At 52.1% G+C, this 13,810-nt stretch carries 13 protein-coding genes, 3 tRNA genes and 1 pseudogene; 14 read left to right on the top strand and 3 right to left on the bottom strand.

Annotated features, from left to right (window positions below):
• From WAO31_RS04515 to WAO31_RS04505, 3 genes are all read left to right on the top strand, one after another.
• Positions 1-540 (top strand): SDR family oxidoreductase (locus WAO31_RS04515; RefSeq protein WP_509590752.1); only part of this gene is annotated, 540 nt, incomplete at its 5' end.
• A 4-nt stretch (positions 541-544) separates the two neighbouring features.
• Complete coding sequence (locus tag WAO31_RS04510; RefSeq protein ID WP_509590755.1) at positions 545-1,981, top strand: rhamnulokinase; 1,437 nt, start codon at positions 545-547, stop codon at positions 1,979-1,981.
• The gene (locus tag WAO31_RS04505; RefSeq protein WP_509590749.1) at positions 1,981-3,219 is read left to right on the top strand and encodes an alpha-hydroxy acid oxidase; all 1,239 of its coding nucleotides are present in this window, start codon (positions 1,981-1,983) and stop codon (positions 3,217-3,219) included. Before WAO31_RS04510 ends, WAO31_RS04505 begins: the two co-directional genes overlap by 1 nt.
• A 340-nt stretch (positions 3,220-3,559) precedes the next feature.
• Here WAO31_RS04505 and WAO31_RS04500 read toward each other — a convergent pair.
• Together WAO31_RS04500 and WAO31_RS04495 are read right to left on the bottom strand one after the other, a co-directional pair.
• Positions 3,560-3,787, bottom strand: a pseudogene (locus WAO31_RS04500) (alpha-amylase family glycosyl hydrolase); the annotation flags it as partial.
• The gene (locus tag WAO31_RS04495) at positions 3,772-5,439 is read right to left on the bottom strand and encodes a glycoside hydrolase family 13 protein (RefSeq protein ID WP_509590746.1); all 1,668 of its coding nucleotides are present in this window, start codon (positions 5,437-5,439) and stop codon (positions 3,772-3,774) included. The gene WAO31_RS04495 and the pseudogene WAO31_RS04500, both read right to left, overlap by 16 nt.
• A gap of 120 nt (positions 5,440-5,559) precedes the next feature.
• Here WAO31_RS04495 and WAO31_RS04490 point away from each other — a divergent pair, with 120 nt between their 5' ends.
• The 6 genes from WAO31_RS04490 (at position 5,560) to WAO31_RS04465 (ending at position 9,558) form a co-directional block, all read left to right on the top strand.
• On the top strand, positions 5,560-7,401 hold the full coding sequence (locus tag WAO31_RS04490; protein WP_509590744.1) for a glycoside hydrolase family 13 protein: 1,842 nt from the start codon (positions 5,560-5,562) through the stop codon (positions 7,399-7,401).
• Positions 7,402-7,441: 40 nt separating this feature from the next.
• Positions 7,442-7,513: transfer RNA gene (locus WAO31_RS04485), tRNA-Thr, on the top strand.
• A 48-nt stretch (positions 7,514-7,561) separates the two neighbouring features.
• Positions 7,562-7,638 (top strand) — tRNA-Met (locus tag WAO31_RS04480).
• Positions 7,639-7,670: 32 nt separating this feature from the next.
• Entirely contained in the window at positions 7,671-8,114 is a 444-nt protein-coding gene (locus WAO31_RS04475) for an FAS1-like dehydratase domain-containing protein (RefSeq protein ID WP_509590741.1), read from the top strand.
• Positions 8,111-8,524 carry a MaoC family dehydratase gene (locus WAO31_RS04470; RefSeq protein WP_509590738.1) on the top strand — a complete coding sequence of 138 codons (414 nt, stop codon included), beginning with the start codon at positions 8,111-8,113 and terminating at the stop codon, positions 8,522-8,524. The genes WAO31_RS04475 and WAO31_RS04470 overlap by 4 nt, the downstream gene beginning before the upstream one ends.
• Positions 8,524-9,558 carry a UDP-N-acetylmuramate dehydrogenase gene (locus tag WAO31_RS04465; protein ID WP_509590735.1) on the top strand — a complete coding sequence of 345 codons (1,035 nt, stop codon included), beginning with the start codon at positions 8,524-8,526 and terminating at the stop codon, positions 9,556-9,558. Before WAO31_RS04470 ends, WAO31_RS04465 begins: the two co-directional genes overlap by 1 nt.
• 25 nt (positions 9,559-9,583) lie before the next feature.
• Here WAO31_RS04465 and WAO31_RS04460 read toward each other — a convergent pair whose 3' ends face one another.
• On the bottom strand, positions 9,584-10,780 hold the full coding sequence (locus tag WAO31_RS04460) for a pyridoxal phosphate-dependent aminotransferase (protein ID WP_509590732.1): 1,197 nt from the start codon (positions 10,778-10,780) through the stop codon (positions 9,584-9,586).
• A 176-nt stretch (positions 10,781-10,956) separates the two neighbouring features.
• Here WAO31_RS04460 and WAO31_RS04455 point away from each other — a divergent pair.
• The 5 genes from WAO31_RS04455 to rplA all read left to right on the top strand — a co-directional run bounded on the left by WAO31_RS04455 (position 10,957) and on the right by rplA (position 13,625).
• A tRNA-Trp gene (locus WAO31_RS04455) sits at positions 10,957-11,029 on the top strand.
• A 28-nt stretch (positions 11,030-11,057) separates the two neighbouring features.
• On the top strand, positions 11,058-11,324 hold the full coding sequence (secE, locus tag WAO31_RS04450; RefSeq protein WP_509590729.1) for a preprotein translocase subunit SecE: 267 nt from the start codon (positions 11,058-11,060) through the stop codon (positions 11,322-11,324).
• 30 nt (positions 11,325-11,354) lie between these two features.
• Positions 11,355-12,338, top strand: coding sequence for a transcription termination/antitermination protein NusG (nusG, locus tag WAO31_RS04445; RefSeq protein ID WP_509590727.1), 984 nt, complete (start codon positions 11,355-11,357; stop codon positions 12,336-12,338).
• A 39-nt stretch (positions 12,339-12,377) separates the two neighbouring features.
• Positions 12,378-12,809 carry a 50S ribosomal protein L11 gene (rplK, locus tag WAO31_RS04440; RefSeq protein ID WP_509590724.1) on the top strand — a complete coding sequence of 144 codons (432 nt, stop codon included), beginning with the start codon at positions 12,378-12,380 and terminating at the stop codon, positions 12,807-12,809.
• Between the two features lie 120 nt (positions 12,810-12,929).
• A complete protein-coding gene (gene rplA / locus WAO31_RS04435) occupies positions 12,930-13,625 on the top strand; it encodes a 50S ribosomal protein L1 (RefSeq protein WP_509590721.1) in 696 nt (231 codons plus the stop codon).
• Positions 13,626-13,810 lie beyond the last annotated feature (185 nt).

The following is a 13,810-nucleotide window of genomic DNA, read 5'->3' as shown; positions in this document are numbered from 1 at the left end:
GTCAATAACGCCGGGCTATCGATTTCCAAGCCACTTCTGGAAACAACCCAAAAGGACTGGGACCTTCAGCACGATGTAATGGCAAGAGGATCATTCCTAGTTTCAAGAGAAGCGACCAGAATTTTGTTGGACCAGAAATTGGGTGGAGACATCATCTACATCTCCTCCAAGAACTCGGTTTTTGCAGGACCTAACAACATTGCTTACTCAGCAACCAAGGCTGACCAGGCTCACCAGGTGCGCCTTCTTGCTGCCGAGCTCGGTGAGCACGGCATTCGTGTCAACGGCATAAATCCTGACGGCGTCGTTCGCGGCTCCGGCATCTTCGCTAAGGGCTGGGGTGCTTCTAGAGCCAAGGTTTATGGAGTTAAGGAAGAGGACCTCGGTAAGTTCTACGCTCAACGAACTTTGTTGAAGCGGGAAGTTGTTCCAGAGAATGTGGCCAACGCAGTTATTGCCCTAACCGCTGGCGAGCTGAGCCACACTACAGGTCTTCACATTCCTGTAGACGCCGGTGTGGCCGCAGCCTTCCTGAGGTAGCGTGATGTTGACTCCGAGCTCATTTGCTGCGGTTGACCTAGGAGCCTCAAGTGGGCGGGTCATCCTCGGCAGTGTGTCCAAAGACCTGATCAAGTACGAAGAGGTTCACCGATTTGGCAATGGACCGGTTGCTAGAGGCGACGGTTTGTACTGGGACATCGATTTACTCAAGAGCAACGTCATGCAAGGTCTGTCCAAGCTAGCGGGCCATGAGGTGGTGAGCGTAGGTGTTGACTCCTGGGCGGTTGACTATGGCCTGATTGATAAGCACGGGAAACTTATCAGAGACCCGCGTCACTATCGCGACGAGAGAAACCTGCGCGGTGTTCAAGCTGTTGAAGAGAAGCTCAGCTTTGCCAAGCTCTATGCCCAAGTAGGACTCCAGTTTCTTCCGTTCAACTCGCTCTATCAACTAGCCGTTGATCAGTCCGAGCAGAGTGCCTTATTAGACCAGACCGAAAAAGCTTTGATGATACCTGACCTATTTAACTTCTGGCTCTGCGGATCCATGGTGACCGAGCGAACCAACGCATCAACTACTGGATTACTCGATCCGGTCACCAAGAAGTGGCACTCAGGTCTAATCACCACCTTGGGTTTGCAAGAGCGCCTCTTGGGAGAAGTTGTTCAAGAGGGAACAACCCTTGGCAATGTGAACCAAGATACCTTCGCTGTTTCAGGGCTAGAGCCAACCACAAAGGTTGTCACTGTTGGTTCGCACGACACCGCGTCAGCTTTTGTTGCTGTCCCAAGCACCAAGCCTGGGTCGCTGTTTATTTCGAGCGGTACCTGGAGCTTGCTTGGTGTCGAGCTTGATGAGCCGATTCTCACTGAGGCTGCTCAAAAGGCAAACTTCACCAATGAGGGTGGCGTGGATGGGCGAGTGCGATTCCTAAAGAATGTCACCGGCCTTTGGCTACTTCAAGAATCAGTTCGGGAATGGCGGGCGACCGGCAAAAAACACCAGATTGCCCAGTTAATCGCCCAGGCAGCCGAGCTACCAAAAAGATCGGTAATCGATGTAAATCACGACCGATTTGTAGCTCCCGGAGATATGCCAAGAAAGATTCAAGAGATTTGCCGCGAAAGCGGTCAATGGGTCCCTGAAACCGAAGCAGAGATTGTTAGAACAGTTCTTGACTCGCTAGTTGACAAGTATGTGTCAGTAATCAAAGAGCTGGAGGCACTTACCAAAACCAAGATCGAAAGAATCCACGTGGTCGGTGGCGGAAGTCAAAATGATCTACTGAACCAGCTAACTGCGGACGCCACAGGACTAGAAGTTCTTGCAGGACCTGTTGAGGCAACCGCGATTGGAAACCTTGTGGTTCAGGCAAGGGCCGCGGGAGTCATTAGCGGGGCTCTTGAAGATATTCGAAAGCTCATTGCCAACAACTTCGAGATAAAGAGTTTCCAACCAATCCCCAAAGGAGAAAAGTAATGGGAAAAATAAAGCGCCAGTTTCCAAATCCAGTGGATCTAGCCCAGCTTATGAAGTTCAAGTCACCGACCTGGAATCCAACCGAGCGAAGGCTAAAGGAAGCTCACACCATTTACGACCTGCGGGATATCGCAAAGCGCAGAACGCCAACCGCTCCATTTGATTACACAGATGGATCAGCCGATCAAGAGATATCAATAGCAAGAGCTAGGCAGGCCTTCGAGGATGTTGAGTTCCAGCCGAGAGTGCTTAAGGATGTGTCAGATGTAGATCTTTCATCCATAGTTTTGGGTAAAAAAGTTGCTATGCCTTTTGGAATCGCCCCGACTGGTTTCACCAGAATGATGAACACCGAGGGTGAGATTGCAGGTTGCCAGGCAGCTGAAGCTGCCGGTGTTCCATTCTCGCTTTCGACCATGGGAACCAGGTCAATAGAAGAGGTAGCGGAGGCTGCTCCAACGGGTCGGAACTGGTTCCAGTTGTATATGTGGAAAGACCGCGACAAAAGCATGGCACTAGTAGAGCGTGCAGCAGCTGCCGGCTTCGATACCCTGATGCTCACCGTGGACGTTCCAGTTGCAGGAGCACGACTTCGCGACAAGAGAAACGGTATGACAATTCCGCCAGCCCTAACCCTTGGGACTGTAATCAACGCTCTTCCAAGACCGGCATGGTGGATGAACTTTTTGACCACAGACCCTTTGAAGTTTGCTTCTTTGGGTAGTTGGAACGGCACAGTTGCTGAGCTACTAGACAAGATGTTTGACCCAACGGTCACGTTCGATGATTTGAAGTGGATCAGACAGCAGTGGAAGGGAAAACTAGTAGTTAAGGGAATTCAACACATCGAGGATGCCAAGCTCGCGGTAAAGGCCGGAGCGGATGCAGTTGTTTTGTCCAACCACGGTGGGCGCCAGCTAGACCGGGCACCAATTCCATTCCATCTTGTCCCGGAAGCAGTGAAGCAAATCGGTAAGGATGCCGAGGTGCACGTTGATACCGGGATCATGCACGGACAAGACATCATCGCATCTATCGCCAAGGGCGCAAAGTTCACACTGGTTGGAAGGGCATACCTCTATGGCCTTATGTCCGGTGGCCGAGAAGGCGTTGACAAGATGATCAGCATTTTGCACTCAGATATGGTTCGAACCATGAAGCTCCTTGGGGTTCGTTCCTTGGCCGAGCTGGAACCCGGTCACGTAAAAATCCTTGAGCGGTTAACGCCCAAGGAGTAGAGGTACGTGGATAGGGAAAAGACGCCCGGCTCCAGAACTCTCGCCCTCGCTACCTAGATCGCGGGGGGCGAGAGTTCTATTTCAAAACTTTTACCCAAGCACACTGATTCTTCTCAAGCACTCCGCCAACAATCGGTTCACTAGACATCAGCACTTCTGCAGAACCAAGATCGATAGCGTCTTGACTGAAGTTATAAATCACGTGCACGCCTGAATTCTCATAGCCCAAAGAATCAGGCCCCAAGTGACCAGGGACCCAATCAAGAGAACCTTCACCCAGGGCAAGTTCTTTTCGAAGAGCCAGCGCTTTTCTATAAAAAGCAAGTGTCGAAGACTCATCAACGTCGTAGCCGCCATCTTTTTGGGGCGATAGGTAAAAAGGTGAAAGCCAAACAGCATCGATGCCCAGTTTCTTCAAGGCATCGAGCCTTTGCTCGATGCCCTTTAGATCGCCGATGCCGTCGCCGTTTGCATCAGAAAATGAGCGCGGATAGATCTGGTAGATAACGCCAGATCGCCACCACTCCGAACCGGGAGTGGCTTTGTGGCTGGCTATAGCTTGATCCATGCCGTCTGGTCGTGCTCTAGGACACCCTCAACGGTTAGATCGTGCTGGGTTGTGACAAGTAGCTCACCAGCAGGAACATTTACCGTGTCCGGTCCAAAGTTTGAAATCACCAAAATGCCGTTGTTGATATATGCAAGCGAGCTAGCCGATGAGTACTCGGGAGCAAAGCGGAATTCGCCGGAGCCAAGAGCAAAGGCTTTACGCTCCTTTATGAGTCGCTTGTATAGCTCAAGGGTTGATCCAGGAACTCCCTCTTGGGCATCGCGGGCATATCTTTTGTAGCTCTCAGGCGCTGGTAGCCAAGACTTTCCTGTGGTGTTGAAGCCAAAGGACGCTCCGCCGTTTGCCTCCCAAGGTATAGGAACCCGGCAGCCGTCTCTTCCCACCCTTATTCCATTTGTTCTAAACCAGGTTGGATCCTCACGGTACTTACCTTCGAGAGTGGTGTGCTCAGGAAGTCCTAGTTCTTCACCCTGGAAAAGGTAGGAGCTTCCCGGTAGACCGAGCATGAATGCGGTCGCTGCACGACCTTTTCTGAGCCCAATAGCCTCATCTGGTTGCTCGCCATCGGGGCCAATTCCATCTCCCTGGGGAGGAACACCGGGCAGTCCGTATCTAGAGACATGGCGGATAACGTCGTGGTTTGAAAGCACCCATGTTGAAGGGGCTCCAACTTTTCCAAATTCAATCAGGGAGTCGGTGACAACTTTGACGAGTCCTTCTTTATTCCAACCGGTTTCCAGATAACCAAAGTTAAAGCTCTGGTGGTACTCATCGGGCCTCACCCACTTTGCCATTCGAGAAAGGGGAAGTACCCAGGCTTCGGCGCACATAACCCGATCGTCGTATTCATTTAGAATCTTTCGCCAACCGCGAATAATGTCATGGATACCTTCTTGGCCCCAGAAGGGGTGCTCTGATTCACGATCTTTTCCGACAGTTTGAGAAACTGGCACCTTGACATCCGGAAGTCCAATTTCCTTGACCATGCCGTGCGCCACATCTATACGGAATCCAGCCACGCCCTTGTCCAACCAGAACCTGAGGACATCGTCAAATAGCTCGTGAACTTTCTTGTTCTCCCAGTTAAAGTCTGGCTGCGATGAGTCAAAGATGTGTAGGTACCACTGACCGGGTGTGCCATCTGGTTCTGTAATTCTGGTCCAGGCGTTGCCACCAAAAACCGACTCCCAGTTGTTTGGAGGTAGTTCGCCGTTCTCACCCTTACCGTCACGGAAAATGTACATATCTCTTTCGGGCGAGGAAGAAGCAGATTTTAGAGCAGCCTGAAAGAGTTCATGCTCGGACGACGAGTGGTTTGGAACCAGGTCCACAATGATTCGAATCCCAAGAGTTTTTGCCTTGGCTAGTAAGTCATCAAAGTCCTGGTTAGTTCCAAATAGTGGGTCAATGGTCTTGTAGTCAGCTACGTCATAGCCAGCATCTTTTTGGGGAGATTTAAAAAACGGAGAAAACCAGATGGCGTCAATACCGAGTGACGCCAAGGACTCAAGCCTCTGGGTGACCCCTAGAAGATCTCCCATTCCGTCTCCATTGCCATCAGCAAATGAGCGAGGGTAGATCTGATAGATCACGGCTTCCCGCCACCACTCGGGGGATTGGATTGATTTGTGTAAAACGTTAGAGTCCATGGCTCAAAGCTTAGAACAGAAAATTACCCTCGCTTTTAGCGCACGACATTCCATGAAACGAACAGCTGGAACGGGTTCTCGTGGAGCGTCAAAATACCCCGAGCCAAATAGAATTGGCCCATGCAGCTTGCTCTAATGCCTCACCACGATGGATCCAGCTATTACGTTTCGAATCAAAATCCCAGAATTCACGACTTTGTTAAAGTGACCGCTCGCGTTCACCAGTCCATCGGGCAAGTCGCAAAAGTCTCCGTGAGATACAGCGAAAACGGCGAAGCTTTTTTCTCGAAGCGCGGCAAGCCAACTCCCGGTGAATCCGGCTGGAGCTGGTGGGAGGTATCTTTCCCAGTTCTGAACCCGACCGTGAACTACCGCTTCCTAATCGAGTTAGTTGACGGCGGATGCTACTGGCTAAACACTCAAGGCATTTCGGTAGTTGAGCCAAGCGATTCGCTGGATTTTAGAATTACAACCTTCTCTGATGCACCGGACTGGTCCAAAAAATCAGTGATGTATCAAATCTTTCCGGACCGCTTTGCTAAATCGGCTAAAGCCATGGAGCGTGCGAACCCTTCTTGGGCCATCAAGAAAAACTGGTCTGATCCGGTTTCTGGATCAGGCCCCGATGTTTCCAAAGAGTTCTTCGGTGGTGACCTGGACGGTGTCACAGAACACCTGGATCACCTGGAAGCTCTTGGCGTAACACTTCTGTATTTGACCCCAATATTTCCTGCCCAGTCCAACCACCGCTACGACGCATCTAGCTTCGATGAGGTGGATGAACTACTGGGTGGCAATGAGGCTCTGCAAACACTCGTTGAGGCAGCTCACGCCAGGGGCATGAAGGTGCTTGGAGATCTGACCGCCAATCACTCAGGGGCCGAGCACGAGTGGTTCAAGGCTGCTTTTTTGAATCCTTCGGCACCAGAATCTGATTTTTACTTCTTCTCCGAGGGAAACACCAAGTATGAATCTTGGTGGGGGGTCAAGTCCTTGCCGAAGCTGAACTGGAACTCTCTCGAGCTTCGTCGAAGATTTATCGAGGGCCCAGACTCGGTTGTTGCCAAGTGGCTAAAGGCCCCATACAACCTTGACGGTTGGCGGATCGATGTGGCCAACATGACCGGTCGCCTCGAGGAACAAGATCTCTATAAAGAGGTAGCTCAGACCATCAAGAAGACCATGCAGGAGGTAAACCCCGATGCACTGCTAATTGGTGAATACACCAAGGATGCAGGCCCCTTTGTTCAAGGCGATGGCTATCACGGGGCGATGACTTACTTTAACTTCACCAAGCCTCTTTGGCTTTGGTTCGCAAACGAAAACATCAACATCTATCACGACTTCCCGGGACCTGGCCCTACCCGATACAGCGGCAAGCAGTTTCTGGAGGCGCACCTGCAGTTTGCAGCTACCTTCCCCTGGTCAGTTCGTCAGAACAATATGAATGCCCTCGATACCCACGACATCCCAAGGTTCAAAACGGTTGGAATTCTGGGAGGGCAAATGGTTGGCGCAGCCCTTCAGTTCACACTGCCAGGCATCCCGGTCATCTTCCAGGGCGACGAGTTTGGCCTGGATGGCAATAACGGGGAGAACTCAAGGACACCGATTCCCTGGAACAACGAGCGCCCGAATGAGAAGTCGATGATTGGCGTCTACGGGGAGCTTGCAAGAATTAGAAAAGAAAACCCGGTGTTGGTTGATGGAGCGGTTCGCTGGCTATATGCCTCGGACGAGGCAGTCGTGTTCGCTAGAGAAGATCACAGCGCGACGATTGTGGTGGCGGTCACGCGCTTCGAGGACCCGAATATAAAGTTCTCGATGGATGCCATCACCGATCCAGACCGGGTTGAGAATCTGTTTGGCGGGGGAGAAATAAAGGTGATTGGGAGCTCGCTACTGCTTCCCGGGAAGCCCTTGAGTGTGAACATATGGCGTTTGCCAGCTCCAAAGCAATAGTGGTAATCTCGTACGGTTGCCCTGGCAAGGGCAGTATTTCGCCCCGATAGCTCAGTGGTAGAGCACTTCCATGGTAAGGAAGGGGTCGACAGTTCAATCCTGTCTCGGGGCTCGACTTATCTAAAGAACCTGTTGCGAAAGCAAATACAGGTAAGTCCCCGGCGGGGTAGCTCAGGTGGTTAGAGCACACGACTCATAATCGTGGGGTCGCGGGTTCGAGTCCCGCCTCCGCTACCAAAATCTCCTGCAACGCTCTATACAGTGGAGTAATGGTGAATCCACAAATCGAGGGAAAAATCTACCCCCGTACCCCTTCTTATTTAGTCGGTCGCGAAAAGATTCGCGAGTTTGCCAAAGCAGTCTTCTCAACTGACCCAGCGAACCACGACCTTGAGGCAGCTAAAGCCCTTGGGTTTGAAGACCTCATTGCGCCCCCTACCTTTGCTGTGGTGATTCAGGAGCGCTCGCTAGCTACCGTGCTGGCGGATAAGGAAGCAGCCATTGACTTTAGCCGTGTGGTGCACGGCGACCAGAGATTTATCCACGAGCGCCCAATCGTTGCAGGCGATGAGCTAGTAAGCGAGCTGAAGGTGGCGAGCGTGAAGACACTTGCCGGAAACCACATGGTCTCTTTCGAGACGGCAATTTTTGACCGAAGCGATGCTCTTGTTTGCACAGCGATTTCAACCCTCGTAGTAAGGGGTGAAGCATGACCGATCTAAAGCTAACTATCGGCCAAGAGCTTCCTTCAAGGGAGTTCAAGATCACGCGCGATTCACTGGTTCGCTACGCCGGAGCCTCCGGGGATTTCAACCCAATTCACTATCGCGATGACTTTGCCCAAAAAGTTGGTCTTCCTGGAGTACTGGCTCACGGCATGCTGACCATGGGTCTAGCTGTTCAAGTGGTGGTCGACTTTGTTGGAGGCTCAGGCAACATTCTTGACTACCAGGTCCGCTTCACAAAACCCGTGCTGGTTGATGCCAAGGATGGCGCAACGGTCACGGTCTCAGCCAAAGTGGCCGAAATCGCAGAGGACGGCAAAAGCGCACGGATTGACTTGACCGCAGTTGCAGCAGAACTAACGGTTCTTGGCAAAGCCCAGGTAAGGGTCAAGATCTAATGCCAGCACTTTCAACCCTCACCTCGATGCGCGTCGGCGGCGAGCCTGCGAGTATCAAGCAGTGCTCAACGCGCGAGGAATTAATTGCCCAAGCTAAAGAGCTTTGGTCAACCGGCGAAGATTGGATTGTGGTTGGCGGGGGAACCAATCTGGTTTTTGCCGAAGAGTTAGACAACCTAAATGTGTTGCTCGTGAAGACAGCTGGGATTGAAAAGACCAAGTCGGATGGCAAACAGGTTTGGAAAATCCAAGCCGGTGTTGACTGGGATGAGTTAGTTGCCGAGGCTGTTTCGGAAGGTCTTGCCGGGATTGAGGGCATGAGTGGAATTCCTGGAACCTGCGGTGCATCTCCGGTTCAAAACATCGGCGCCTACGGCCAGGAGCTAAGCGATGTATTCTTGCGTGCTGAGTTTTTGGATTACGAATCAGGTGAGCTGGTGATCCTTGAGCCTAGGGATCTAAAGTTTGGATATCGCGATAGTTCGATAAAGCGCGGCAGGGCAGGCATCATTACCTGGATCGAGATTGAACTAATTGATTTAGAGGGTCTATCTCGCCCGCTTTACTCCGGCCAGATAGCCGGAGCACTGAACTCAAAGATGGGCGAGCACGTGAAGCTCACCGATGTTCGAGATGCTGTTTTGAAACTGCGCGCTGCCAAGGGAATGGTTCTTGATCCGAATGACCCAAACTCGGTCAGCTGCGGAAGCTTTTTCACAAACCCGATTGTTAGCGACAGCTTCGCAAGGACCATTCCCTCGGAGGCGCCGAGGTGGGAATCACAAGAAGACGATGGACTTACCGTGAAACTAAGCGCTGCGTGGCTTATCGAACAAGCCGGCATCGGCAAAGAGTTCTCTCTGCCCGGTTCCAATGCAGCTATCTCTTCGAAGCACGCATTGGCGATTGTCAATAAGGGTGGTGCAACAGGGGAACAGATTGCCGAGCTTGCAAGATTCATTCAAGAACGTGTAGCCGCGAGGTTTGGAATCAATCTGGTGCCAGAGCCAAACCTGATTGGCTTTACCGTCTAGCTTTTAGAAAAGTGTTCGTTAGAAACTAGTTGAAGAGCTTCTTGAGTCTTTCGATACCCACAATAATTTGCTCGTCTCCCAGGGCATAGCTCATTCGAACATAACCTGAAGGACCAAAGGCTTCTCCAGGAACCAGCGCAACTTCGGCTGCGTCCAAGATGTAGTCGCAAAGCTCCAACGAGGTGTTGATGAGCTTGCCGCCCCACTCTTTGCCCAGCAATCCAGTCACGTCCGAGTAAACATAGAAAGCACCGGCTGGCATTGGAGCAATCCAGCCGTTGATTCCAGAAAGTTCAGAAACCGCGAGGTGCCTTCGGCGATCAAAGGCCTCGACCATATTCTTGATTTCATCCTGTGGACCAGTTAACGCTGCAAGCGCTGCGCGCTGAGCGATGTTGTTCACATTCGATGACAGGTGTGACTGAAGGTTGGCTGCCGCCTTCATGGCATCTTGAGGCCCCGCCATCCATCCAACTCGCCATCCGGTCATGGCGAATGACTTGGCAACTCCGTTGACCATAATCGTGAGGTCTTTCATCTCCGGAACTACCTCGGTGACTGAGTATGCCCGCCCTCCGTCGTAGATCACGTTCTGGTAGATCTCGTCAGACACAATCCAGATGCCGTGCTTGAGCGCCCACTCACCAATTTCCTTGACTTGCTGTTTGGAGTAAACAGCTCCGGTTGGGTTCGAGGGTGAGCAAAAAAGCATGGCCTTGGTTTTTTCGGTTCGAGCTTTCTCTAGCTGCTCGACGGTGACCATATATCCTTGGTCGCTTCCCGCAAAGACCTCAACCGACTTGCCTCCAGCAAGGGCGATGGCCTCAGGGTAAGTAGTCCAGTAAGGAGAAGGAAGTATTACCTCGTCGCCTGGATCCAACAAAACAGCAAAGGCTTGATAAACGGCCTGCTTGCCACCGTTTGTGACAACCACCTGGGACGCTGTGATTTCAGTTCCTGAGTCAGCCAGAGTCTTTTGGGCGATGGCCTCACGGAGCTCTGGTAGACCAACAGCTGGCGTATAGCGGTGGTTTTTAGGGTCTTTGGCTGCCACAACCGCAGCTTCGACGATGTGAGCCGGGGTTGGGAAATCAGGCTCGCCGGCGGCGTAGCTGATGACCTTCTTGCCTTCGGCCTGAAGGGCCTTGGCTTTGGCGTCGACCTTTAGGGTCGCGGACTCGGCAATCGAGGCGATTCGCTTAGAGATTCTGGGGTGGCTCACAGGTATTAGCCTATCGGGGGCCAAATGGCCCTTTGCAATCCATGGGCAAGCAGATTAGAGTAAGAGACGTAGTTGACAGCTGCGGAAAGCCTAATCTGGCAAATTATCCATCTTTAGATTCAATCTAGAAGTGTGTCTTTTGACGGGGATGGTTAATTTAGCTGTTTAGCCCCCAAAGGGCGGTGGCTCAATTGGTAGAGCAGCGGTCTCCAAAACCGCAGGTTGCAGGTTCGAGTCCTGTCCGCCCTGCAAAACGAGGAAGAAAGAAGTAAGGCACATGGCAGAAGAGCTTCAGCCAACCGATGACTTGGTCGAAAAGGCCAAGGCAGATCGCGCTGCTACCCGAAACATATTCGGTCGCATCGCGCTGTTTCTTCGTCAGGTCTACGCCGAACTTCGCAAAGTCACCAAGCCAACCTACAAAGAGCTTGTCAACTACACCGGCGTCGTCCTAGCCTTCGTGGTCCTGGTGATGGTAATTCTCTCAGGCCTCGACTACGTCTTCTACAACACCGTGACTTTCGTATTCACCCCAAGCAGCTAATTTTTATCAACTAAGACAAGGAACCTTCACTTGAGCGAGATTGAACAGACAGAACTAGAGCCAGAAACAACTCAGGCTCCGGCTGACACTGCCGATGTTCCAGCTCCTGCGTTTTCAGCAGTTGAAGAAGTCATCGCCGTGGCCGCTCCGGAATCACAGGTAGTTTCCCCCACCTTCGGAGAATCAGCCGACGCTCCGGCTTCAGAAGCTGAAGAAGTTGCCGAGGCTGCGGTTGAATCAACCGAGATGGTTTCCGAGGGTGGAAGCAACGAAGCAGTTGAAGCTTCCAATGAGTCAGTGACCGAAGAAGCATCTTCACCAGAATCCTCTGCAGAAGCTGCTGGTTCCTCAGAAGCTGCTGGAGAAGCCGCGGAAGCAGTTGAGGAAGACCCATACCGTGTGTTCCGTGCTGAGCTTCGCTCCCAGCCAGGCAAGTGGTTTGTTGTTCACTCTTACGCAGGTTACGAGAAGCGTGTGAAGCAGAACATCGAGAATAGAAAGCTCGCCATCGAAGGTGGCGATCAGATCTTCCAGATCGAAGTTCCAATGGAAGACACTATTGAAATCAAAAATGGTCAAAGAAAGCTTGTTTCCAAGGTTCGTATCCCTGGATACGTCCTCGTCCGTATGGACATGACCGAAGAGTCTTGGTCACTCGTTCGTCACACCCCAGCCGTCACCGGGTTTGTTGGAAACTCTCAGAACCCGACCCCACTTCGACCAGACGAAGCATTCGAGATGCTGAAGTCGCTCTATGTTCTCCCTGAGGAAGCTGCTGCAAAGACAGCTGCCAAGGGCACCCAGATGGTCAAGGGCAAGGCAAGAGCTGTTCCAATCAACGTTGACTTCAAGGTTGGCGAGTCCATCATGATCAAGGACGGTTCGTTCGCAGGTCTTCCTGGAACTATCTCTGAGATCAAGCCTGAGTCGGGCAAGCTCACCGTACTTGTCTCACTGTTCGAGCGCGAAACTCCTGTGGAGCTAGGGTTCGAGCAGGTCGGGGAACTGAACTAAAGATTTTTACAAAAACCTAAACAAAAAGGAAAAGAAGAAATGGCACCCAAGAAGAAAGTCACCGGATTAATCAAGCTGCAGATCCAGGCTGGAGCTGCTAACCCAGCACCACCGATTGGTCCTGCCCTTGGTCAGCACGGTGTAAACATCATGGAGTTCTGCACCGCGTATAACAACGCGACCAACGACCAGAAGGGCAACGTGGTACCGGTTGAGATCACCGTCTACGAAGACCGTTCCTTCACTTTCATCCTGAAGACTCCTCCAGCAGCCGAGCTAATCAAGAAGGCAGCCGGAGTATCGAAGGGTTCTTCAACCCCACACACCGACAAGGTCGCCCACCTCTCCAAGGAGCAGCTAATCAAGATTGCTGAGACCAAGATGGCTGACCTAAACGCCAACGATGTTGAGGCAGCAGCCAAGATCATCGCTGGAACCGCTCGCTCCATGGGAATCACCGTAGACGCGTAAAGCACAAAATTTACCACCAGCAACAAAAGCAACAGATAACCAAATACAACTAAAGAAGTCGTGGGAGAACCAAGCGAGGTTCGTCTAACCACAACTGTGACCAGAAAAGGAATAACAGCTATGCCAAAACGCTCAAGGGCTTACAACGAAGCCGCCGCAAAGATCACCGAGGGTAAGTACTACCTTCCAGCCGAGGCCGTTGCCTTGGTTCGCGAGACCGGATCAAAGAAGTTTGACTCAACCATCGAGGTTGCCGTCAAGCTAGGTGTTGACCCTCGCAAAGCAGACCAGATGATTCGTGGAACTGTCTCCCTTCCTCACGGAACCGGTAAGACCGCCCGAGTAATTGTTTTCGCAACCGGACCTGCAGCAGACGCTGCTAAGGCAGCCGGAGCCGACGAAGTCGGTGGCGACGAACTGATCGAAAAAGTTGCTGCCGGATGGGTCGACTTCGACTCAGCAGTTTCAACCCCAGAACTTATGGGTAAGGTCGGTCGCCTTGGAAAGGTCCTAGGACCTCGAAACCTAATGCCAAACCCAAAGACCGGAACCGTGACCCCGGATGTTGCCAAGGCAGTGAGTGACATTAAGGGCGGAAAGATTGAGTTCCGCATCGACAAGCAGTCGAACCTTCACTTCATCATCGGTAAGGCTTCCTTCACCGCCGCACAACTCCAGGAGAACCTGGCTGCTGCTCTGGATGAAATCCACCGACTAAAGCCATCTAGCTCAAAGGGTAAGTACATGCTCAAGGCTGCAGTTTCAACAACCTTCGGTCCTGGAATCCTTCTGGACACCACGGTTGCCAAGGTCTAAGGCTAGAAAGCAAAGCTAGAAACAAAACACAAGAATTAGGGGGACCGGGGCCAATAGGCCCCGGTCCTTTTTTCTTGGGCCTTGAGGCCTTGGCCAGAGCCATGGCTTGGGCCGGGGCTTGGGCCAGGGGCTTGGGCCAGGGGCTTAGGCCACAGGTGAATTAGAATTGCCGAGGGCAACGAAGC

It is taken from the genome of Rhodoluna sp., assembly GCF_049276775.1.
Lineage (GTDB): Bacteria > Actinomycetota > Actinomycetes > Actinomycetales > Microbacteriaceae > Rhodoluna.
The sequence above is the reverse complement of the archived record's forward strand: the minus strand, read 5'-3'. Positions and strand labels throughout refer to the sequence as shown.